At 34.9% G+C, this 22,705-nt stretch carries 22 protein-coding genes and 1 tRNA gene; 18 read left to right on the forward strand and 5 right to left on the reverse strand.

The window, feature by feature from the left end:
- Window positions 1–81 precede the first annotated feature (81 nt).
- The gene (gene yihA / locus ACGK9U_RS06800) at window positions 82–687 is read right to left on the reverse strand and encodes a ribosome biogenesis GTP-binding protein YihA/YsxC (RefSeq protein WP_394465616.1); all 606 of its coding nucleotides are present in this window, start codon (window positions 685–687) and stop codon (window positions 82–84) included.
- A gap of 96 nt (window positions 688–783) precedes the next feature.
- Window positions 784–1,551: an alpha/beta fold hydrolase gene (locus ACGK9U_RS06805; protein ID WP_394465617.1), complete on the reverse strand. Its 768-nt coding sequence runs from the start codon at window positions 1,549–1,551 to the stop codon at window positions 784–786.
- 292 nt (window positions 1,552–1,843) lie between these two features.
- On the opposite strand from ACGK9U_RS06805, the gene mraZ reads away from it, so the two are divergent.
- The 18 genes from mraZ to ACGK9U_RS06895 all read left to right on the forward strand — a co-directional run bounded on the left by mraZ (window position 1,844) and on the right by ACGK9U_RS06895 (window position 20,335).
- Complete coding sequence (gene mraZ / locus ACGK9U_RS06810; protein ID WP_394465618.1) at window positions 1,844–2,314, forward strand: division/cell wall cluster transcriptional repressor MraZ; 471 nt, start codon at window positions 1,844–1,846, stop codon at window positions 2,312–2,314.
- Window positions 2,301–3,197: a 16S rRNA (cytosine(1402)-N(4))-methyltransferase RsmH gene (gene rsmH / locus ACGK9U_RS06815; protein ID WP_394465619.1), complete on the forward strand. Its 897-nt coding sequence runs from the start codon at window positions 2,301–2,303 to the stop codon at window positions 3,195–3,197. Before mraZ ends, rsmH begins: the two co-directional genes overlap by 14 nt.
- 39 nt (window positions 3,198–3,236) lie before the next feature.
- On the forward strand, window positions 3,237–3,554 hold the full coding sequence (locus ACGK9U_RS06820) for an FtsL-like putative cell division protein (RefSeq protein ID WP_394465620.1): 318 nt from the start codon (window positions 3,237–3,239) through the stop codon (window positions 3,552–3,554).
- Between the two features lie 63 nt (window positions 3,555–3,617).
- A complete protein-coding gene (locus tag ACGK9U_RS06825) occupies window positions 3,618–5,579 on the forward strand; it encodes a penicillin-binding protein (RefSeq protein WP_394465853.1) in 1,962 nt (653 codons plus the stop codon).
- Window positions 5,576–7,039: a UDP-N-acetylmuramoyl-L-alanyl-D-glutamate--2,6-diaminopimelate ligase gene (locus ACGK9U_RS06830; RefSeq protein ID WP_394465621.1), complete on the forward strand. Its 1,464-nt coding sequence runs from the start codon at window positions 5,576–5,578 to the stop codon at window positions 7,037–7,039. The genes ACGK9U_RS06825 and ACGK9U_RS06830 overlap by 4 nt, the downstream gene beginning before the upstream one ends.
- An 82-nt stretch (window positions 7,040–7,121) precedes the next feature.
- Window positions 7,122–8,363 (forward strand): phospho-N-acetylmuramoyl-pentapeptide-transferase, encoded by a 1,242-nt coding sequence (gene mraY / locus ACGK9U_RS06835; RefSeq protein ID WP_394465622.1) that lies wholly within the window; start codon window positions 7,122–7,124, stop codon window positions 8,361–8,363.
- A 111-nt stretch (window positions 8,364–8,474) separates the two neighbouring features.
- Window positions 8,475–9,806 carry a UDP-N-acetylmuramoyl-L-alanine--D-glutamate ligase gene (murD, locus tag ACGK9U_RS06840; RefSeq protein ID WP_394465623.1) on the forward strand — a complete coding sequence of 444 codons (1,332 nt, stop codon included), beginning with the start codon at window positions 8,475–8,477 and terminating at the stop codon, window positions 9,804–9,806.
- Between the two features lie 66 nt (window positions 9,807–9,872).
- The gene (locus ACGK9U_RS06845; RefSeq protein WP_394465624.1) at window positions 9,873–11,066 is read left to right on the forward strand and encodes an FtsW/RodA/SpoVE family cell cycle protein; all 1,194 of its coding nucleotides are present in this window, start codon (window positions 9,873–9,875) and stop codon (window positions 11,064–11,066) included.
- Window positions 11,067–12,164: an undecaprenyldiphospho-muramoylpentapeptide beta-N-acetylglucosaminyltransferase gene (murG, locus tag ACGK9U_RS06850; RefSeq protein WP_394465625.1), complete on the forward strand. Its 1,098-nt coding sequence runs from the start codon at window positions 11,067–11,069 to the stop codon at window positions 12,162–12,164.
- A complete protein-coding gene (gene murC / locus ACGK9U_RS06855; protein WP_394465626.1) occupies window positions 12,161–13,513 on the forward strand; it encodes a UDP-N-acetylmuramate--L-alanine ligase in 1,353 nt (450 codons plus the stop codon). The genes murG and murC overlap by 4 nt, the downstream gene beginning before the upstream one ends.
- A gap of 16 nt (window positions 13,514–13,529) precedes the next feature.
- On the forward strand, window positions 13,530–14,222 hold the full coding sequence (locus ACGK9U_RS06860; RefSeq protein WP_394465627.1) for a cell division protein FtsQ/DivIB: 693 nt from the start codon (window positions 13,530–13,532) through the stop codon (window positions 14,220–14,222).
- A 3-nt stretch (window positions 14,223–14,225) separates the two neighbouring features.
- Window positions 14,226–15,539, forward strand: a complete 1,314-nt coding sequence (gene ftsA, locus ACGK9U_RS06865) for a cell division protein FtsA (RefSeq protein WP_394465628.1) — start codon at window positions 14,226–14,228, stop codon at window positions 15,537–15,539.
- Between the two features lie 65 nt (window positions 15,540–15,604).
- Window positions 15,605–17,599 carry a cell division protein FtsZ gene (ftsZ, locus tag ACGK9U_RS06870; RefSeq protein ID WP_394465629.1) on the forward strand — a complete coding sequence of 665 codons (1,995 nt, stop codon included), beginning with the start codon at window positions 15,605–15,607 and terminating at the stop codon, window positions 17,597–17,599.
- Window positions 17,600–17,760: 161 nt separating this feature from the next.
- The gene (locus ACGK9U_RS06875) at window positions 17,761–18,210 is read left to right on the forward strand and encodes a GatB/YqeY domain-containing protein (protein ID WP_394465630.1); all 450 of its coding nucleotides are present in this window, start codon (window positions 17,761–17,763) and stop codon (window positions 18,208–18,210) included.
- Between the two features lie 24 nt (window positions 18,211–18,234).
- Window positions 18,235–18,308, forward strand: a tRNA-Arg gene (locus ACGK9U_RS06880).
- Window positions 18,309–18,533: 225 nt separating this feature from the next.
- Entirely contained in the window at window positions 18,534–19,385 is an 852-nt protein-coding gene (locus ACGK9U_RS06885) for a zinc-dependent peptidase (protein ID WP_394465631.1), read from the forward strand.
- Between the two features lie 80 nt (window positions 19,386–19,465).
- On the forward strand, window positions 19,466–19,891 hold the full coding sequence (locus ACGK9U_RS06890; protein WP_394465632.1) for a CBS domain-containing protein: 426 nt from the start codon (window positions 19,466–19,468) through the stop codon (window positions 19,889–19,891).
- A gap of 27 nt (window positions 19,892–19,918) precedes the next feature.
- Complete coding sequence (locus ACGK9U_RS06895; protein WP_394465633.1) at window positions 19,919–20,335, forward strand: HPP family protein; 417 nt, start codon at window positions 19,919–19,921, stop codon at window positions 20,333–20,335.
- On the opposite strand, the gene rpe is transcribed toward ACGK9U_RS06895, so the two are convergent.
- The 3 genes from rpe to ACGK9U_RS06910 all read right to left on the reverse strand — a co-directional run bounded on the left by rpe (window position 20,332) and on the right by ACGK9U_RS06910 (window position 22,676).
- The gene (gene rpe / locus ACGK9U_RS06900; RefSeq protein WP_394465634.1) at window positions 20,332–20,994 is read right to left on the reverse strand and encodes a ribulose-phosphate 3-epimerase; all 663 of its coding nucleotides are present in this window, start codon (window positions 20,992–20,994) and stop codon (window positions 20,332–20,334) included. The two genes, ACGK9U_RS06895 and rpe, sit on opposite strands and share 4 nt — an antisense overlap.
- 202 nt (window positions 20,995–21,196) lie before the next feature.
- Complete coding sequence (locus tag ACGK9U_RS06905) at window positions 21,197–22,060, reverse strand: RNA polymerase sigma factor RpoD/SigA (protein ID WP_100610046.1); 864 nt, start codon at window positions 22,058–22,060, stop codon at window positions 21,197–21,199.
- Between the two features lie 241 nt (window positions 22,061–22,301).
- A complete protein-coding gene (locus tag ACGK9U_RS06910; RefSeq protein WP_394465635.1) occupies window positions 22,302–22,676 on the reverse strand; it encodes a hypothetical protein in 375 nt (124 codons plus the stop codon).
- Window positions 22,677–22,705: the final 29 nt, after the last annotated feature.

Genomic DNA, 22,705 nt, shown 5'->3' on the forward strand with positions numbered 1-22,705 from the left:
TGTTTTAAATCAGACGTTAAACGAAGGTAGTTGGAATTTTTTATAAAGTCTAGTTGAAAAAAATGAAAAACAATTAATTATTTAATCAGTCTTCATATTCTCATTCAACTCATCAATATAATTTAAAACCTCGTCTTTTCCTGCTTCATTGCTAGATGAGGTAATAAAATAATTTGGCATGTCTTCCCAAGTTTCTAAAAGCACGTTTTTGTAGTCTTCAACATGTCTTAAAATAGCATTGGGTTTTAGTTTGTCGGCTTTAGTAAAAATAATGGAAAATGGTATGCCATGTTCGCCCAGCCATTGCATAAATTCCAAATCGATGGGTTGAGGGTCATGCCTGATATCAACCAAAACAAAAGCGGTTACCAGTTGCTCGCGCAAACCAAAATATTGGGTAATGAATTTTTGGAATGTCTTTTTAGCATTTTTAGAAACACGTGCATAACCATAACCCGGTAAATCTACCAAATGCCAATTTTTATTAATCAAAAAATGATTTATAAGTTGCGTTTTTCCAGGTCTGCCCGATGTTTTTGCTAAACTTTTGCGGCTGGTAAGCATGTTTATGAGGGACGATTTGCCCACATTACTTCTGCCAATAAATGCATATTCGGGTAGCAATCCTTTTGGACATTTTGCCACATCAGAATTACTCATTACAAATTCGGCCGATTTTATATGCATTATTAGTTTTTTTTCATTCCCGTGAAAACGGGAATCTTATTTATTGAACTTTAAATTTTCTGTATAGGAAATTAGGCTTTTAAAATTTCAGAAATTTTATTTTATACCACGTTTCTGTAACCAAGCATCAAGAATTTCGTTAAACTCGTCGGGGTGTTCCATCATAGCGGCGTGTCCACATTTATCAATCCAAAACAGTTCAGAGTCTGGTAAAAGACTATCAAATTCTAGAGCAACTTCTGGAGGTGTTACATAATCATTTTTACCCCATATGATACAAGTTGGTATGTTCATTTTTGGTAAATCTTTAGCCATGTTATGGCGAATGGCACTTTTGGCAATAGCCAGTGTTTTTATAAGTTTGTTGCGGTCGTTTACGGTTTCGTAAACTTCATCTACAATTTCCTTGGTGGCTACGGCTGGGTCGTAAAAAACATCTTGTGCTTTCTTTTTAATTACCTCGTAATCGCTGCGTTTGGTGTAGCCGCCTCCCATGGCGCTTTCATAAAGTCCAGAACTACCAGTTATTATAAGTGCTTTTACTTTTTCGGGGTATAATTTTGTGTGGTAAAGTCCAATATGTCCGCCTAAGGAATTTCCAAGTAATATAACTTCGTCATAACCTTTAAATACTATAAAGTCGTGTAAGTATTTGGCAAAACTTTTTACGTTGGTTTTTAGTAAAGACATGGTGTAAATCGGCAACTCAGGAATGATAACTTTAAACCCTTTTTGGCTAAAGTTTTTAATTACCGAATCAAAATTGCTTAAACCGCCCATTAGTCCGTGTAATACTATAATTGGCGTTCCTTCGCCAGCTTCTATGTAGCTGTAGTTTTTCTCTTTTTTTAAACAGTGCGTCATTAATCGGTTGTCATTGCTTTAAAAACAAATATAGTTATTTCATTCATATTTCAATCATTTTATTGGTTTTCAAAAATAATATTTCAAAATAGAGATGTTAACAATTGTTCAGATATGAAATGGTCGCGTTTAATTGGTTGGTACTAAGTGGTAGTGGGTGTTAAGAGGTTTTAAAAACAGCTATAAAGGGCGTTTGATCGAAAAATTATTAACAAAGTGGTAGGAAGTGGTAAAAAGTGGTAAAATTTTCAATATATTTGAAACTTAAACCCAAAAAAGCTCACAAACCACATTGGACTTATTAACAGGAACATACGATTGCAAAGTGGATGCTAAAGGCAGATTAATGATGCCTGCACCGCTTAAAAAGCAACTGTCTTCAGTTTTGGATGGTGGTTTTGTGTTGCGTCGTTCGGTGTTTCAAAAGTGTTTAGAACTCTACCCAATGAGCGAGTGGCAGGTGCTTATGCAGAAAATGAATAAGCTGAACAGGTTTAATAAAAAGAACAACGATTTCATTCGTCGTTTTACCGCAGGTGTAAAAATGGTTGAGGTGGATGTGAATGGACGCTTATTAATTCCTAAAGATTTAACGGTTTTTGCAAATATTTCAAAAGATATCGTGGTGGCTTCTGCTATCAATATCATTGAGATTTGGGATAAAGATTTATACGAACAAGCCATTGATGATGCAGCTATAGATTTTGCAGATTTAGCTGAAGAAGTCATGGGGCAAGATGATGATGGCCATGGAATATCATAATCCCGTATTGCTGAAAGAAACCGTTGATGGGTTGAATGTAAAACCGGATGGGGTGTATGTCGATGTTACTTTTGGCGGCGGCGGGCATAGTAAAGAAATATTGAAACGACTTGGTGATAAAGGAAAACTGTTTGCTTTTGATCAAGATCAAGACGCTCTTAGAAATACGATTGACGATTCAAGGTTTACATTGATAAATGAAAACTTTCGCTATATAAAGCGCTTTTTAAGGTTTTATGGTGCGAAAAAAGTAGATGGGATTTTGGCAGATTTTGGTGTGTCGTCGCATCAATTTGATGTTGCTGAACGTGGTTTTTCAATACGTTTTGAAGCGGATTTGGATATGCGTATGAACCAGCAAAATACACTATCGGCTTTTCAAGTTGTGAACAAATACGATGAAGAGCAGTTAAAACAGGTGTTTTTGCAATATGGTGAATTGAGAGCGGCTCCAGCTATGGCAAGATTGATTGTAGAGCAGCGTGAAGTGCAGCCCATCGTTACTAGTGAAGAGCTAAAAGCAGTGTTGAAAAAGTTTTTGCCGCCACGACATGAAAATAAAGTGTTAGCTCAAATTTATCAAGCCATACGTATTGAAGTGAATCAGGAAATTGAAGCTTTAAAAGAATTTTTAGAGCAAACACCTGAGATTTTAAATGAAGGTGGGCGCTTGAGTTTGATATCCTATCACTCTTTAGAGGATCGATTGGTGAAACGTTTTATAAGAAACGGCATGTTTGAAGGAGAGCCAGAGCGCGACATGTATGGAAATTTTGAAGTGCCTCTTAAAAAAGTAAATGGGTTGATAGTGCCTTCAAAAGATGAAATAAAGATAAATAGTAGGGCTAGAAGTGCGAAGCTTCGAATAGCTGAAAAAATATAATTGGAAGTGACTAATCGAGGTTGAAGCCGAAATTTAACTATGAAAACAAATATCTATAAAATATTAAAAGGCACTTTTTTGGTAAGTGACGACGCTTTTAAGAATTGGAGGTTTATCATATTTATTTCGGCTTTAGCTATAGTAATGATTGCGAGTTCACACAGTGCTGACAGAAAAGTATATGAAATAGCGCGATTGAAAAATGAAGTAAGCGAAATGCGTTCGGCGTTTATTGATGGTCGCTCCCGATTGATGAAGCTAAAAATGGAATCGAAAGTCGTAGAAGTTATGAAGGAAAAAGACATAGCACCATCGGTAATTCCTCCAAAAAAAATTAAAGTAAAATCTCAAAATTAACGTGTAAACTTAGTGATAAACGAGAAAAACATATTAAACCGATTGTATTTTGTGGCAGGATGTATGTTCGTCTTCGGGCTTGCTGTAGTATTCAAGTTGGTTAGTATACAATTCTTTCAAGGCGAAAAGTACAAAGCCATGGCAAGTGAACGCGTTGTGAAAAATGTGGTGATTCCTGCTAACAGAGGGAATGTGTATTCTGTGAAAGGAAATTTGTTGGCAACATCCATTCCTAAATACGATATTAGGTTTGATGCGATAACGCCTAGTGCTAAAACTTTCGAAAAGTATGTAAAACCTTTAAGCGATTCGCTTTCAGAATATGCAGGAAAACCGTCTAGCTACTATCAAAACGAGATTAGAAAAGCGCGTGCCAATAAAAACAGGTATTACTTAATTGCTAGAAACGTTGGGTATTCAGACTATATACGTTTGCGTAATTTTCCATTGCTAAAATTAGGAGCATTTAAAGGAGGATTGATTGTAGAGCAAACCACGAAGCGAGAGCATCCTATGGGAGGTATTGCGCAGCGTTCTATTGGTTACGAACGCTTTGATGAAAAAGGCAATGTTACTAGAGCGGGTATTGATGGTGCTTTTGGGGTGAAGTATTTACGTGGAACCGATGGTCAACGAAAAAAACAGCAAATTGGAAAAGGCCAATGGAAACCGTTGAATGATGCCAATGAAATCGACCCTAAAAACGGCTATGATGTTTATACAACTATCGATGTAAATATTCAGGACATTGCGCACCATGCACTTTTGGAACAATTGGAAAAATATAAAGCAGACCACGGTTGTGTGGTGGTGATGGAAACCAAAACAGGTGAAATACGTGCCATTTCAAACTTAGGAAGAAATAGCGATGGATATTATTACGAGCGTTTGAATTACGCAGTTGGTGAATCGCACGAGTCTGGTTCAACTTTTAAGTTAATGGCTTTAACAGCTGGTATTGAAGATAAAGTGATTGATACGAGCGATGTGGTTGATACCGAGAAAGGTATTATCTGGTTTTATGGTAAATCTGTTAGAGATTCGCATCATGGTGGTTACGGTAAAATAACTGTTTCAAAAGCATTTGAAGTTTCGTCAAATACGGGTATTGTAAGAGCAGTTGATAAAGCTTACGGAAAAACACCTAGTAAATTTGTAGATAGGTTGTACGCCATGAATCTTAACAACCATTTGGATCTTCCTATAATTGGAGAGCCAAAACCAGTAATTCCAGATCCTCGAATTAAAAATGGGCGTTGGAGTGGTATTGCGTTGCAATGGATGGCGTATGGTTACGGCGTGTCTTTTACACCACTTCAAACATTAACTTTTTATAATGCTATTGCCAATGATGGTGAAATGGTAAAACCCCAATTTTTACGTGAAGTAAAAGAATTTGATCATGTGGTAGTGCCTTTTAAAAAGGAAGTGATAAATAAACAAATTTGTTCTAAAGAAACGGTTTTAAAAGTTCAACAACTGCTTAAAAATGTGGTTGAGAAAAAACATGGAACAGGGCATAGGTTGTATTCTGAAAATTTCTCAATGGCAGGAAAAACAGGTACTTGTCAAAAAGATTATGCCAATAAAGATAAGTTGAGTTATATATCATCATTTGCCGGTTATTTCCCTGCTGAAAACCCAAAATATTCATGCATTGTGGTTGTTCATGAGCCCGATAAAAGTGTTGGGTATTATGGAGCCGATGTGTCGGGGCCCGTTTTCAAAAAAATAGCTCAAAAAATATTTACCGATACGCCCATTACAGATGAGGTGAAATCATTACAAGTTAGGGTTGCTTCGGTTGAAAATGAATACGAGAATTTTTATAAAACAGCTCAAGCCTACAAAACCGTGATGCCAAACGTGGTAGGGTTGCCAGCCATGGATGCGTTGGCGTTGTTGGAAAACATGCAAGTAAAAGTAAAAGTAAAATTAGAAGGTAATGGTGTTGTTAAAAAGCAATCCATCGATCAAAATATAAAATTAAAAAATAACCAAGTAGTCGTTTTATCCGCTTCATGATAGCATTAAAAGACATATTATACAAAGTAACAATTAATGCGGTAGCAGGTTCTACCAGCGTAGGTGTTACTGCTATAGATTTCGACTCTAGAAACATCAAGAGTGGTTGTGCGTTTGTGGCTATTAAAGGAACGGTTTCCGACGGACATAAATTTATAGATGTTGCTATAAAACAAGGTGCAGTTGCGGTTATTTGTGAAGAAATGCCCGAAAAGTTAAGCGAAGGTGTTACTTATATAGAAGTAGATAATTCCAGTAAGGCCTTGGCTTTTATGGCTGCTAATTTCTACGAAAATCCTTCTGAAAATTTAAAATTGGTAGGGGTAACCGGTACTAACGGAAAAACCACAGTTGCCAGTTTGTTGTATCAGCTATTTAAAAAAGCAGGGTATAAAGTTGGGTTGTTATCCACCGTGAAAATTATGGTAGATAATACGGAATATAAAGCAACCCATACCACGCCCGATTCTTTAACTATTAATAAGTATTTGGATTATATGAATACTGAAGGTATTGAGTTTTGTTTTATGGAAGTAAGCTCGCATGGTATTCATCAATATAGAACCGAAGGTTTGCGTTTTGAAGGGGGTATTTTCACCAACCTTACGCACGACCATTTAGATTATCACAGCACATTTGCGGAGTATCGTGATGTGAAAAAATCGTTTTTTGATGCGCTTCCAGAAAAAGCGTTTGCATTGGTTAACGTGGATGATAAAAACGGATTGGTGATGTTGCAAAATACCAAAGCTAGAAAATATACCTATGCGTTAAAAGGCTATGCCGATTATAAATCCCAAATATTAGAAAACCAATTTGGAGGTTTGTTGTTGAAAATTAATGATGCTGAAGTTTGGACACGCCTCATCGGGAATTTTAATGCCTACAATATTTTGGCAATTTACGCTACGGCGGAATTGTTAGGACTTGAAAAAGTAGAAATTCTACGTTTAATAAGCGAGTTGGAAAGTGTAAGCGGCCGTTTTCAATATGTGATTTCTACTAATAAAATTACTGCTATTGTTGATTATGCACACACGCCCGATGCACTTAAAAATGTATTGGAAACCATCAACAGTATCCGTACTAAAAATGAAGAATTGATTACCGTTGTAGGTTGTGGTGGGGATAGAGACAAAACCAAACGCCCTAAAATGGGACATATCGCAACTGCTTTAAGCACCAAAGTGATTTTTACGAGTGACAACCCACGAAGTGAAGAGCCAGAAGCCATTTTAAAAGATATTGAAAAAGGCGTGGAGCCTCAAAATTATAAAAAAGCACTAACGATTACTGATAGACTTCAGGCTATAAAAGCAGCTTGCCAATTAGCACAACCAAACGATATCATTTTGATTGCGGGTAAAGGGCATGAAACCTATCAAGAAATAAAAGGAGAACGCTTTGATTTTGATGATTTTAAAATAGTGAAAGAATGTTTAAAACAACTGAATAAATAATTAAAGAAGTTAAGTCGGTTATCGTGGAGTTGTAAAGTCGATTTCACAACTAAACAACAAACAGCTAAACAACAAACAAAAAATGTTATACTACCTATTTGATTATTTAGAAAAACAATTCCAAATTCCTGGAGCATCTCTATTTGGATTTATAACCTTTAGGGCGGCATCGGCTATGATTTTGTCGTTGTTAATTTCTACTATTTACGGAAAGCGTATTATTCGTTTTTTACAAAAACAGCAAGTAGGTGAAACTATTAGGGATTTAGGTTTAGAAGGACAAAGTGAAAAAGCAGGAACACCAACTATGGGTGGAATAATCATTATTCTGGCCACTTTAATTCCTGTATTGTTGTTGGCGAAATTAACAAATGTATACATTGTTTTATTGATTATCACCACACTTTGGATGGGAACCATCGGGTTTATTGATGATTATATTAAAAAATTCAAAAAGGATAAAGAAGGATTAAAAGGACGCTTTAAAGTACTTGGTCAAGTAGGTTTGGGGGTCATTGTGGGCACAACTTTGTATTTCAGTCCGTATGCAACTATCAAAGAGAAGTTGCCTTTGGAAGTGCGCCAGCAAATGGTTGCAGAAAACCCAAATATTTCACCTACTAAATTTTTTAAAGAAGAAGCAAAATCAACTAAAACAACCATTCCATTTGTAAAAGGAAATGAATTTGATTACGCCGATGTTATCACATGGATAAGTCCAAGTTTAAAAGATTATGGCTGGGTTGTTTTTATAATAATCTCAATTTTTATCATTACGGCAGTTTCAAATGGGGCTAATCTTACCGATGGTATCGATGGTTTAGCGGCAGGAACCTCCGCTATTATCGTGCTAACCTTAGGGATTTTTGCTTGGGTGTCGGGTAATATTATTTTCTCCGATTACCTCAATATCATGTATATACCACGGGTGGAAGAAATCACTATTTACATCACAGCCTTTGTGGGTGCGCTTATTGGGTTTTTATGGTACAATACCTATCCAGCACAAGTGTTTATGGGTGATACGGGAAGTTTAACCATAGGTGGTATTATAGCGGTTATAGCCATTGCGGTTCGTAAAGAGTGGTTGATTCCGGTGTTGTGTGGCATCTTTTTAGCTGAAAATTTATCGGTAGTCATGCAAGTAAGTTGGTTTAAATATACCAAGAAAAAATATGGAGAAGGACGTCGCATTTTCAAAATGTCGCCATTGCATCACCACTATCAGAAATCGGGATATCACGAAAGTAAAATTGTAACCCGTTTTTGGATTATTGGCATTCTGCTGGCAATACTTTCAATAGTAACATTGAAAATTAGATAAAATAAAAAAATTACGAATTACGAATTTAGAATCACGAATAAGGATGAATAAAAATTTTAAAATTGGAATTTTCATTGAAGTGAATCATAAATCGTAATTCTGAAATCGTATATGAAAAGATTAGTGATATTAGGTGGAGGTGAAAGCGGTGTAGGGACAGCGCTTTTAGGAAAAGGAAAAGGTTACGATGTTTTTGTTTCCGATAAAGGGAAAATAAAAGAGAAGTATAAACAAGTTCTTATACATAATGAGATTGAATGGGAAGATGAAAAGCATACAGAAGCTAAAATTCTGAATGCCGACATCGTAATGAAAAGCCCTGGAATTCCTGATAAAGCGCCTTTGGTAAAGCAAATTCGCGAACAAGGTATTTTGGTGGTTTCAGAAATTGAGTTTGCAGCCAAATATACAAACGCAACCATCGTAGGCATTACAGGGAGTAATGGTAAAACAACTACGGCAACTTTAACGCATCATCTTTTAAAGAGTGAATTGCCGGTTGGATTGGCAGGTAATATTGGAGACAGTTTTGCAAAACAAATTTTGGAAAAAGATTACCCGAATTATGTGTTGGAAATCAGTAGTTTTCAGTTAGATGACATTGTCGATTTCAAACCACATATAGCAGTAATAACAAACATTACACCCGATCATTTAGATAGATATGATTACAAATTGGAAAATTATATCGCTTCAAAATTCAGAATTGCAGAAAATCAAACAAAAGAAGATTATTTGATTTATGATGCCGATGATGACATTCTAACAAATTGGTTAAAAAAATACCCAGTTCAGTCCACATTATTGCCATTTTCATTAACAAAAACTATTGAAAACGGAGCGTATTTAGATAAACAAAATATAATAATAACAATAAATAACAATAAAATAATTATGCCAACAACAAGTCTAAAGTTAGAAGGAAATCACAATGTTAAAAATGCGATGGCTGCTTCTACTGTGGCTCATTTACTGAAAATCAGAAAGCAAACCATACGCGAAAGTTTAGAGAATTTTCAAGGTGTAGAGCATCGTTTGGAACAGGTTTTGAAAATCAATAAAGTGCAATACATAAACGATTCAAAAGCAACCAATGTAAATGCAACGTATTATGCTTTAGAAAGTATGGACGCACCAACAGTTTGGATTGTTGGAGGCGTTGATAAGGGCAATAACTATGAAGAGCTTTATTCTTTTGTGAACGAGAAAGTAAAAGCCATTATTTGTTTGGGTGTTGATAATGAAAAATTATTAAAGGCTTTTGAAGGTATGGTTGATGTTATTGTTGAAACACAATTTATGAGTGAAGCTGTAAAAATAGCTTACAAACTTGCCGAAGCAGGTGATAATGTATTACTGTCGCCAGCATGTGCAAGTTTCGATTTGTTCGAAAATTATGAAGATAGAGGGCGTCAATTTAAAGAAGCAGTAAGAAACTTATAATAAACGATGATTTTGTCATGCTGAGCTTGTCGAAGCATTTCATTTAAAAAAATAGAAATTAAAAACGTGCAAACACTATTTAATAACATAAAAGGCGATAGGTTAATTTGGGCAATTGTTGCGTTGTTGGCAATAGTGTCGTTTTTGCCTGTTTATAGTGCAGCAAGTAATTTGGCGTATAGAAGCGTTAGCGGAAATACTTTCACCTTTTTTGTAAAACATTTGGTGCATTTAGGTTTAGGGTTTGCCATTATGTATGGGGTTCATAAAATTCCGTACAGATATTTTAAAGGGTTGTCGTTGGTGATGATTCCTATAGTGTTGGTGTTGTTAGGAATTACCATGTTGCAAGGTACAGTTGTAGAGGGCGCAAGCGCCAGTAGATGGATTCAAATACCCATCGTGGGGGTGTCATTTCAAACATCCACTTTTGCATCGGTAGTGCTTATGGTTTATGTGGCAAGGTATATGTCTAAAATCAAAGATAAAGACATCACTTTTAAAAGTTCCATTTTACCACTTTGGGTACCTGTGTTCATGATTTTGGCATTAATACTTCCTTCAAATTTTTCAACAACGGCCATCATGTTTTTAATGGTTGTAATCTTGGTGTTCTTGGGTGGGTATCCCGTTCGTTACATAGGCATTATTTTAGGTTTGGGAATATTAGGTTTGGTGCTTTTTGTAATGGTTGCAAAACTAACTACAGGGCCGTTAAGCGTGAAGGTTGAAACTTGGGAAAATCGTATAAAGAATTATTCTAACGGTGAAGATACCGAAGCCGATTATCAAATCGAGAAAGCTAAAATAGCCATTGCATCGGGCGATGTTTTTGGTGTTGGTCCTGGAAAAAGTATTCAGAAGAATTTTTTACCACAATCGTCATCCGATTTCATTTTTGCCATCATTATTGAAGAATATGGTATTGTTGGTGGATTTTTCATCATGATACTTTATATGTGGTTTTTGTTTAGGGTTGTTATAGTAGCACAAAAGGCCGATACGGTTTTTGGTAAATTACTCGTATTGGGTGTTGGATTGCCAATTGTGTTTCAGGCATTAATAAATATGGCGGTTGCAGTAGAATTATTTCCTGTTACAGGACAAACATTGCCATTAATAAGTAGTGGTGGAACATCTATTTGGATGACTTGTTTAGCTGTAGGAATTATTTTAAGCGTAAGTGCCAAACGTGAAGAAATTAAAGAACAAGAAACAATGGATGAAAATCCACTTGAAATATTAAGCGAAGCTTTATAAATGAGTAACTATAAAATCATATTATCTGGAGGCGGAACGGGAGGTCATATCTATCCTGCCATTGCTATTGCAAACGAGTTGAAATCTCGATTTCCAGATGCTGAATTTTTATTTGTTGGCGCAAAAGATAGAATGGAAATGGAAAAAGTGCCACAAGCAGGGTACGACATTAAAGGACTTTGGATTACCGGAATTCAGCGAAAGCTAACCTTGAAAAACTTAGCATTTCCATTGAAGCTAATTAGTAGTCTTTGGAATGCAAGAAAGATTGTAAAGTCCTTTAAACCCGATGTGGCTATTGGTACGGGTGGTTTTGCCAGCGGGCCTTTGTTACAAGTGGCGGCTTTTAATAATATTCCGTGTTTAATACAGGAACAAAATTCGTATCCGGGAATAACCAATAAGATATTGTCTAAAAAAGCTCAAAAAATATGTGTGGCTTATGATGGGTTAGAGCGCTTCTTTCCTAAAGATAAAATAATAAAAACAGGGAATCCAGTTCGAAAAGGATTGTTGGATATTGAAACAAAAACAATTGAGGCTAAAAACTTTTTCAATTTAAAACATGGAAAGTATACGCTTTTGGTTTTAGGTGGTAGTTTGGGGTCTAGACGCATCAATCAGTTGATTGAGAAAGAATTGGATTTTTTGGATACCCAAAACGTTCAGGTTATTTGGCAATGTGGTAAGCTTTATTATAATCAGTATAAAATTTATAATAATACTGTTAACGTGCAGGTTTATGAATTTTTAAATAACATGGATTTTGCTTATGCTGCGGCTGATATAGTGATATCTCGTGCTGGAGCAAGTTCAGTGTCCGAGCTTTGTATTGTGGGTAAACCGGTCATTTTTATACCGTCACCAAATGTAGCTGAAGACCATCAAACAAAAAACGCTATGGCTATTGTAGATAGGGAAGCGGCTATGATAATTAAGGAGGAAGATTTGGATGCCGATTTCGAGAACAAATTTTCGCAGCTTATATCGTCACCAGAAAAGCAGAAAAAATTAGGAGAAAACATAAAAAAATTGGCATTGGTTAATGCAACAAATCAAATAGCCGATGAGGTTGAAAAACTTTTAAAAAGCAAATGAATTTAAACAAAGTACATAACGTTTATTTTGTAGGTATTGGAGGCATCGGCATGAGTGCTTTGGCACGTTATTTTGTGGCGAATGGTAAACTTGTTGCTGGGTATGATAAAACCCCTTCTGAAATCACCGATAGTTTGGTGGCTTTAGGTGTTGGAGTTCATTTTGAAGATGCTGTCAAAAATATTCCTTTGCCATTTTTAGATGCGGAAAACACGTTGGTTGTTTATACGCCCGCCATTCCGCAAGGGCATCTAGAGTTTGAATACTTTAAAGCGAACCATTTTAAAATTCTAAAACGTTCTCAAATTTTAGGATTAATAACCGAAAACACTTTTTGTTTGGCTGTTGCAGGAACGCACGGAAAAACAACCACATCCAGTATTTTAGGGCATTTGTTAAATGAATGCGATGTGCCAATGACCGCTTTTTTAGGTGGTATTTGCGAAAATTACAACTCGAATTTAATAATCAACGGCACTGAAGTTTCGGTAGTAGAGGCAGATGAATTCGACCGTTCATTTTTAACACTATCACCAAATTTAGCCTGTATTACTTCTATGGATGCCGACCATTTGGATGTTTATGGTGATGCTTCAGAGTTAATAAAATCATTCGAAGATTTTTCAAAGAAAATAAAACCTAACGGGAAATTATTTGTTAGAAACGGGTTGCCCATTCAAGGCATTACCTATGGTATAGAAGATGATTCCGATTATTCGGTTCAAAATATAAAAATAGAAAACGGCGCTTATGTTTTTGATGTAAAAACACCAAAAACAGTGCTGGAAAATTTACAATTTAACCTACCTGGTAGACATAACCTGTCTAATGCACTAATAGCCTTGGCGATGGCTGTGGAATATGGTTGCCCTCACCTACAGCTCGCCAAAGCATTAGCGTCTTTTAAAGGCGTAAAGCGCCGATTTAGTTATCAAATTAAAACGGATGATTTTGTGTTTATTGATGATTATGCGCATCACCCAGAAGAAATTAACGCAGTACATCAGGCAGTGCGGGAAATGTATCCAAACAAAAAAGTAATGGCCATTTTTCAGCCGCATTTATTTAGTAGAACCCGCGATTTTATTGATGATTTCGCTAAAAGTTTATCAAAATTTGATGAGGTGTTGTTGTTGGATATTTACCCAGCTAGAGAATTGCCAATGGAAGGAGTTACATCGTCTTGGTTGTTGAGTAAAATAGAAAATGAAAATAAACAATTAGTAAATAAGACCGAATTACTAAAAAAAATACACGAAAGTAGTGCAACCGTTGTGCTAACTATTGGTGCTGGTGATATAGGTGAAGAAGTAAAAGATATTAAAAAGGAATTTACTCGTGAAAATTAACTGGAATTACATAAAAATGTTTGCTTTAGCAGCCTTGGTTGTTTTTCTGTTTGCATTTGCTTCCAATAGAAATTCTGTTAGGAATATATCGAATCCTAATATCGAATTTAAAGGAGAAAGTGATTTGTTTATAACAAACGAGAATGTTAGTAAATTGTTAATACAAAATTTTAAAGGTGTTAAAAATGTACCTAAAGAAACTTTAGATTTGAATGAGTTAGAAAATGCCCTAAAATCTAACCCCATGATTAAAAATGCAGAAGTGTATGTTGCTGTAAACGGTACACTTAATGCGGAAATTGAACAAAAAACACCTATTGCAAGAGTAAGTACTAACGCGTCTTATTATGTTGATAGCGACGGTTTTTCGATGCCGCTTTCAAGCAATTTTTCTGCTAGAGTGCCGCTAGTTACTGGTTATGTTGAAAAAAACAATTTAAAAAGCATCTACATAGTTGCGAATAAAATTAAAGAAGATGAATTCTTAAAAAAACATGTTATAGAAATTCATCAAGGTATTGATAAGGCTGTTTATTTAAAGCTAAGACAGTGCCAATTTTTAGTGCAAATAGGAGATGTAACATTTTTAGATAAAAAAATAAATAATCTAAAAGCGTTTTATCAAAAGAGTATGAAAGAGAACACGCTTAATAGTTATAGTAAAGTCAATTTACAGTTTGATAACCAAGTAGTATGTACCAAAATATAAGCCATGGAGCATAATTTAGCAGTAGGATTAGACATAGGGACCACAAAAATTGTGGCTATGATTGGTCGTAAAAACGAGTACGGCAAAGTCGAAATTTTAGGCATTGGTAAATCTAAAAGTTTGGGCGTACATCGTGGTGTGGTAAACAATATTACACAAACCATTCAATCCATACAGCAAGCAGTTCAAGAAGCAGAAGCAGCTTCCGATATTAAAATTGAAGGTGTTACGGTTGGTATTGCGGGGCAGCACATACGTAGTTTGCAACACAGTGATTATATCACAAGAGCAAATTCTGAAACGGTTATAGATGATGAGGATATTGACAGACTGATAAACCAAGTGCATAAATTGGTTATGCTTCCCGGTGAAGAAATAATTCACGTTTTGCCACAAGAGTACAAAGTTGATGGACAAGGTGAAATTAAAGAGCCAATCGGAATGTATGGAGGTCGTTTAGAAGCGAATTTCCATGTAGTGGTTGGACAGGTGTCTTCTATAAGAAATGTGGGACGTTGTATTCAAAGTTCTGGCTTAGAATTGGAAGGCATCACTTTAGAACCGTTAGCATCAGCAAATGCGGTTTTAAGTCAAGAAGAAAAAGAAGCAGGTGTAGCCCTTATTGATATAGGAGGAGGTACTACCGATTTAGCGATTTTTAGAGATGGTATCATTCGCCATACAGCAGTCATTCCTTTCGGAGGAAATGTGATTACTGAAGATATTAAAGAAGGTTGTTCCATTATAGAAAAGCAAGCAGAATTATTAAAGATAAAATTTGGTTCAGCATGGCCAGGGGAAAACAAGGATAACGAAATTGTATCTATTCCTGGTTTACGTGGCAGAGAACCAAAAGAGATAACCCTTAAAAATCTCTCTAAAATAATTCATGCGCGTATTGTTGAAATTATTGAGCAAGTGTACGTGGAAATTAAAAATTACGGACACGAAGAACAAAAGAAAAAATTGATTGCAGGCATTGTTCTAACAGGAGGTGGTTCACAATTAAAGCATTTAAAACAACTGGTAGAATATATAACGGGTATGGACACCAGAATAGGCTACCCTAATGAACATTTAGCAGGAGACAGCGATGAGGATATTACAAGCCCCTTATACGCAACAGCTGTAGGTTTGGTTTTAGATGGTTTAAAACGCAATGAACGTAAAAAGATAGAACAACAAGAGAAAAAGCAGGAAGAAAAGGAAGAACAGAAACCTGCCGAAGAAATTAAAGAGAAACCTGTAAAAGAACGTCGTTCTTTTCTAGACAAGTTAACAGAGCGTGTTAAAGATTTTTTAGACAACGCAGAGTAGAGTGAAAAATAAATCCAAAGAACAAAAAGTAATAATTAAAGTATAATACCAGTAAAACAGAATTTATGAGCAGCAAAAAAGAATTCGCAAGTATCGCATTTGATTTACCCAAAAATCAATCAAATGTTATTAAGGTTATTGGTGTTGGCGGTGGAGGTAGCAATGCTATAAACCACATGTTCCAACAAGGCATTAAAGGAGTCGATTTTTACATCTGTAATACCGATGCACAAGCGCTTCAAAATAGTGGCGTCCCAAACAAAATCCAATTAGGTCTTAACTTAACCGAAGGGTTGGGTGCAGGCGCAAATCCACACGTTGGTGAGCAATCGGCGGTTGAAAGTTTTGAAGATATTGCAAATATGCTAGATACCAATACCAAAATGGTTTTTATTACTGCTGGTATGGGTGGTGGTACGGGTACGGGTGCAGCGCCTATTATTGCTAAAATGGCTAAAGATTTAGACATTTTAACAGTAGGTATTGTAACCATGCCGTTTCAATTTGAAGGTAAAATGCGTATTGAACAAGCGCAAATTGGTATCGAAAACTTAAGAAATGTAGTCGATTCATTAATTGTGATAAATAATAACAAACTTCGTGAAGTGTATGGTAATCTTGGTTTTAAAGCAGGATTTTCTAAGGCTGATGAAGTGCTATCTACAGCTGCTCGTGGTATAGCCGAAGTTATTACGCACCACTACACTCAAAACATCGATTTACGTGATGCTAAAACTGTATTAAGCAATAGCGGAACTGCCATTATGGGATCTGCATTGGCATCAGGTCAAAATCGTGCACAAGATGCTATTCGTAAAGCATTGGATTCACCTTTATTAAATGATAATAAAATTACTGGAGCTAAAAATGTATTGCTGCTAATAGTTTCAGGAACCCATGAAATCACCATTGATGAAATAGGTGAAATTAATGATCATATCCAAAATGAAGCTGGTCATGGTGCTAATATTATTATGGGTGTTGGTGAAGATGAAAGTTTAGAAGAATCTATTGCCGTAACCATTATAGCTACGGGTTTTAATATAGAGCAACAAGATGAAATATCTAATACCGAAACTAAAAAGGTAGTACACTCACTAAGTGACGATTTAGATATCAAAGCTAAAGATAAAGAGCCGGTTATTATTGCGCCTATTATTGAATTAAAAGAAGATAAAGAGCCAACCGTGGTAAAACATACTTTAGATTTCGATATGGAAGATGATGCACCTGTGAAAGCTGGAAAAACAATCGTAAAGGAAGAGAAAATAAGCAAACCTTCAGTAGAAAACAATATCGATTTAATTCCAACTTCAGAACTTATAAAAAACATAAAAGTTGTTTATGAAGAGGTAAGTGCTAATATTCAGGAAGATGATGATTTCATTATTAAACCTGTAACAAGGATGTCTAAAGCTGATAAAGATATTACCGATATAGAAGTAGTTTCAGATCATATTGAAGAAGAAAAACAAATAACATTAACATTCGATTTACCTCTGTTCTCTAATGATAAAGTAGAAAAAGAAGAAGATGAAATTGTTTCATTTCGATTAGACGATGAGGTTAAAAAAATTCCAGTGAATGATTATGTCGAGTTAATACCAGTTAACGAAACTAATGAAAAAGGTGACGTGCGTTATGCTCTAGAAGACTATATTGAAGTGGAATCTTCAATGAATAAAAAACAAGTGGAAACTAAAGAAATGATTGAGGAATTCGATCAAGAAATAGTATTCGAAAAGAAAGTTGTTAAAGAACCAGTTCAAGATGAAACTGCTGATGGTGATATAGACCCAATGAACAGTCCTATTTCAGAATTGCTTAAAGAACGTGCCGAAGAGCGCCGACGTAAAATGAAAGATTTCAACTATAAATTCAATAGCGCTAAAATTGATGATATAGAAAGAGTGCCTGCTTACAGACGTCAAGGTATCAATTTAGAAGACTCTAAACATTCTTCTGAAACCGATATGTCCAGAACAAGCATAGGAATAGATGATAACGATGATATTAAATTAAGAAGTAATAACTCGTTTTTACACGATAATGTAGATTAATTGAAACCTACCTTACTTTAGTTATGAAACCCGAAAAGTGTCCCTCAACTTTTCGGGTTTTTAATTCCTGCGAAAGCAGGAATCTAATATATTTTAACTTATAACTATAGATTGAAGACTGCATACTTTTTTTTATCTTCGCACTCTAATTAAAATAAACAATGAGTTTACAACAGGATATCATGACGGCTTTAAAGGAAGCCATGAAAGCTAAAGACCAAACAGCATTAACAGCCTTGCGTGCGGTAAAATCTGCCATTCTTTTAGCGCAAACCGAAAGTGGCGCTAAAGAAGAACTAAGCGAAGAGCAAGAGCTTAAAATACTTCAAAAACTAGTAAAGCAGCGTAAAGACAGTGCTGCTATTTATTTAGAACAAGGTCGTGAAGATTTAGCGGCACCGGAATTGGCTGAAGCTGAGGTAATCAATCAGTTTTTACCGGAAGCCATGAGCGAAGAAGCTATTACACAAGTTGTTGTAGATACCATAAAAAAACTTGGAGCAGAGGGCATGAAAGATATGGGTAAAGTAATGGGCGCAGTAAGTCAAGAACTTGCAGGGAAAGCCGATGGTAAAACCATATCCAATATAGTAAAGGCTAAATTGTCTTAAAATAATTCAGACTCAAAAATAATTGGCCACGTAGCTCAGCTGAATAGAGCACTGGATTTCGGCTCCAGCGGTCGGGGGTTTGAATCCCTCCGTGGTCACAATTTTAAAACGCAATTAGCTTATTTTTAGTTAGTTGCGTTTTTGTTTTTTTTGTGGTTTTGCTCACCATTATTTTTTTAAATAACTCTAGTTTTGAGAATGGAGGTGGTTATTTAATGATATTTATGTGTAACACTAACATAAAATTCAATATTTTAAACTCAGGTTTTGTACTTTTAAGTTTTTAAAATATAATTTATTTTTTAAAACAGACGTTTTACCTCATGTTAAACCTACTAGTTACTAAAAATTTTACTTTAGGCAGCAAAATTCTTATAGGTATTTTGCTTGTTGTTTTGGGCTACATTATTTTGCACTATATGTTTAAAATGATGGAAATGGGCTATGTTTTAAGAAAAAAAAAGCCTTTGTATAATCATTTTTATTTCCGGTTAAGACATTTAAATAAAAATCAAAGAAATGTTTTAGAAAAGCAATTTTCGTTTTACAACAAGCTAAATAATAAGGAAAAAAAATACTTCGAGCATCGTGTTGCATCTTTTGTTAACGATAAAGATTTCATTGGTAGGGATGGTATTGTAATTAATGATGAAATAAAAGTTTTAATTTCAGCCACGGCCGTTATGCTAACCTTTGGTTTTCGCGATTTTTATATTGGCTTAATTTCTAAAATAGTAGTATATCCCAGTGCATTTTATTCCAATACTAATCAAACGTATCATAAAGGTGAGTTTAATCCGAAATTTGGAGCATTAGTTATTTCTTGGGAAGATTTTAAGAAAGGTTTTAGTAATAGTAAGGATAATATTAACTTAGGAATACACGAGTTTACCCATGCCATCCATATAAATAGTATGAAAGAACGTGATGTAAGTTCTACAATTTTCAGCGATTCGTTTAAAGAACTATCAGATATGTTGGCTTCAGATGAAATATTAAGAAATAAATTAAAGGATTCCGATTACTTCAGAAAATATGCCTTTACCAATCAGTTTGAGTTTTTAGCGGTTATTATAGAAAACTTTATAGAAACGCCCCAAACATTTAAAGCTGAATTTCCCTACGTTTACGGTAAAGTAAGGCAAATGCTAAATTTTAATATAGCAGGTTATTAAAAAGCCTTAAATGACTTTTGTCATGATTTTTTATGGTTTGATTTTATAATTTTAGTGTAGTGAAAACTAAAATTGAAGTCATGATACAAAAAGCACCTATCTCAAAGATAATGACAGTGCCTGTTATTACATTAAAAAAGAATGACAGTCTTGAAACGGCAGAAAGACTTTTTAAAAAGTACCATATAAGACATATACCAGTAGTAAGTGGTAATGCTGTAGTGGGTATGCTAAGCTATACCGATTTACTTCGTTTAAGTTTTGCTGATGTTACAGATGATTTAGATTCGGATGCTGATGCAGATGCTATGGTTTATAATATGTTTACTATTAAGCAAGTAATGAAAAGGCATATTGTAACAGTTACGTCTTCAAATTCAATAAAAGAAGTCGCTGAAATATTGGCAACTAAGGAGTTTCATGCTCTGCCAGTTGTTGATAACAATAAATTAGTCGGTATTGTAACCACTACCGATTTAATAAAATATCTACTAAAATTGTTTTAAACAACCAAAATAAATAAAATATAAACCATGAAACAATCTGTTCCAGTTTCAGAAATAATGAGCAAAAAAGTTGTTGCATTAAAAAGAAGCGACAACTTGGAAAGAGCTGAAATGCTTTTTAATAAGTACAGAATAAAGCACATTCCGGTAGTTAGTTCCGATGTAGTAATAGGTATGTTAAGTTTTTCTGATTTGTTAAAAATCAGTTTCGCTGAAACCACGCAAGATGAGCATAATGTTGATGCAGTGGTATATAATAATTTTACAATAGAGCAGGTTATGAGCAAAAATATTGTAGCAATAAACAGTAATACTACAATAAAAGAAGCTGCTACTATTTTAGCTGAAAGAGAATTTCATGCACTGCCAGTTGTAGATGAAGGTGTTTTAGTTGGAATTGTAACTACTACAGATTTGCTATATTATTATATAAAGCAAGATTAAGAATTAGCTACAGTTCTTAATTCCTTTATAGTTTCGATTTGGTTGCCACTTTTAAAAACGAAACTTCCAGCAACTAATACATCGGCACCGGCATCGGCAAGAGCTTTGGCGTTTGCGGTTGTAACACCTCCATCAATTTCTATAATGGTTGAAGCGCCTTTACGTGTAATTAATTCTTTAAGTTGTTTTACTTTATTATAAGTGTTTTCAATAAAGCTTTGACCGCCAAAACCAGGATTTACACTCATGATAAGTACTAAATCTATGTCGCAAATGGTGTCTTCTAAAAGATTTACATTGGTGTGCGGATTTAATGAAACGCCCGCTTTCATGCCTTCAGCTTTTATAGCTTGCAAGGTTCTATGTAAATGCGGACAAGCTTCATAGTGCACCGTTAAAATATCGCTACCTAAATCTGCGAATGTTTTGATGTATCTGTCTGGGTCAACAATCATTAAATGTACATCTACTGTTTTTTTTGTATGCTTAGTAATGGCTTGCAATACAGGCATGCCAAATGAAATATTTGGCACAAAAACACCATCCATAATATCTATATGAAACCAATCTGCTTCACTATTATTAACCATTTCTATATCACGTTGAAGATTTGCAAAATCGGCTGCAAGTAATGAAGGAGCAATTAGTTTAGAACCCATTATTTTTTAGGTATTATAAAGTTTTTGCAAATATAGAAAAACTCTTTTGGAAGTTTCCTTGCTTTTGGAAGTGATTTAGGAATATGAATAAAAAAATGAACCCTCGGTAATCAGCCGAGGGTTCTTTCATCAATCAAAAAACGAACAGTTATGTGTAACTGTTTGTTACTGTAATTTAGTCGCAATTCTTATGAGGAAATTACTAGCCTAAATATGTTTTTAATATTTTACTTCTAGAAGTATGTTTCAATCTTCTAATTGCTTTTTCTTTAATTTGGCGTACACGTTCACGAGTTAAATCAAACGTTTCGCCAATTTCTTCTAAAGTCATTGGGTGCTGGTTTCCTAAACCAAAGTATAAACGAATAACGTCTGCTTCACGGGGTGTTAAAGTTTCTAAAGCACGTTCAATCTCGGTACGTAATGATTCGTGTAATAATTCTCTATCAGGGTTTGGAGACTCACCACTATTTAATACGTCGTATAAGTTTGAATCTTCACCTTCAACTAAAGGCGCATCCATACTTACGTGGCGACCAGAATTTTTCATAGACTCCTTAACATCGTTAATGGTCATATCCAATTCTTTTGCAATTTCTTCAGCACTTGGTGGGCGCTCATGGCTTTGCTCTAAAAACGCAAATGTTTTATTGATTTTATTGATAGAACCAATTTTGTTTAAAGGCAAACGTACAATACGCGATTGTTCAGCCAATGCTTGAAGAATCGATTGACGAATCCACCAAACAGCGTATGATATAAATTTAAAACCACGTGTTTCATCAAAACGTTGTGCCGCTTTAATTAAACCTAAATTGCCTTCATTAATTAAATCGGGCAATGTTAAACCTTGGTTTTGATATTGCTTAGCTACCGATACCACGAAACGTAAATTTGCTTTAGTCAACTTCTCTAAAGCCGCCTGATCGCCAGCTTTAATACGTTGTGCCAATTCTACTTCTTCGTCTGCGGTAATTAAGTCAACTTTTCCAATTTCTTGAAGATATTTGTCTAACGAAGCGGTTTCTCTGTTGGTAACCTGCTTCGTAATTTTAAGTTGTCTCATCTATAAGTGCTCCTGTAAGTTAAAAATGAATGTTATTATTCAATAGTTATACGTAACTATATCAAAAAATGTTACAAAAAAGATACAATTTATTTTTGTAATCACTTTTTTAGACCCTGAAATATTAAAAATGTCACATCAGTAGTTTACCTTGAGCCCACTCAAAGGATTATGTTTTTTTTGTGTTTCAAAAAAGGAAACGATTTCTATCGTTTGTGGGGGCAGTACTAAAAAAATAGTCTTAAATTTTAATAAGTGTTTTATTGGTAAGATTGGTAGCATTCAACATTTCCTGAGTAAAGGCATAATGCCCGCGAGTGGTTATAAGCTTAAATCTTGATGATTTCAAAGTGCTTAAAGCGTTTAAAAAAAGCCATTTAGATTTTAATAAATTGGGCTTTTCTGATTTTAGACTAATGTCGAAATAATGTTTTCTGCCTTCTTTATCAGCTACAATATCTGGGGTTATGGTAATTTTACTTCCTGCTTTGGAGTACGATTTAGGAGTTTCGTATCCATCAATATCGGCTTTAATATTTTCAAAACCGCGGTTTTTTAAATAGGTGATGGAATTTTCTAAAATGTCTGAGTATTTTGCTTTGTCTTCGTGTATCATAACTTGTAATATAATGAAAATGAGAAGAA

This window comes from Mariniflexile sp. HNIBRBA6329 (assembly GCF_043558645.1).
Lineage (GTDB): Bacteria > Bacteroidota > Bacteroidia > Flavobacteriales > Flavobacteriaceae > Mariniflexile.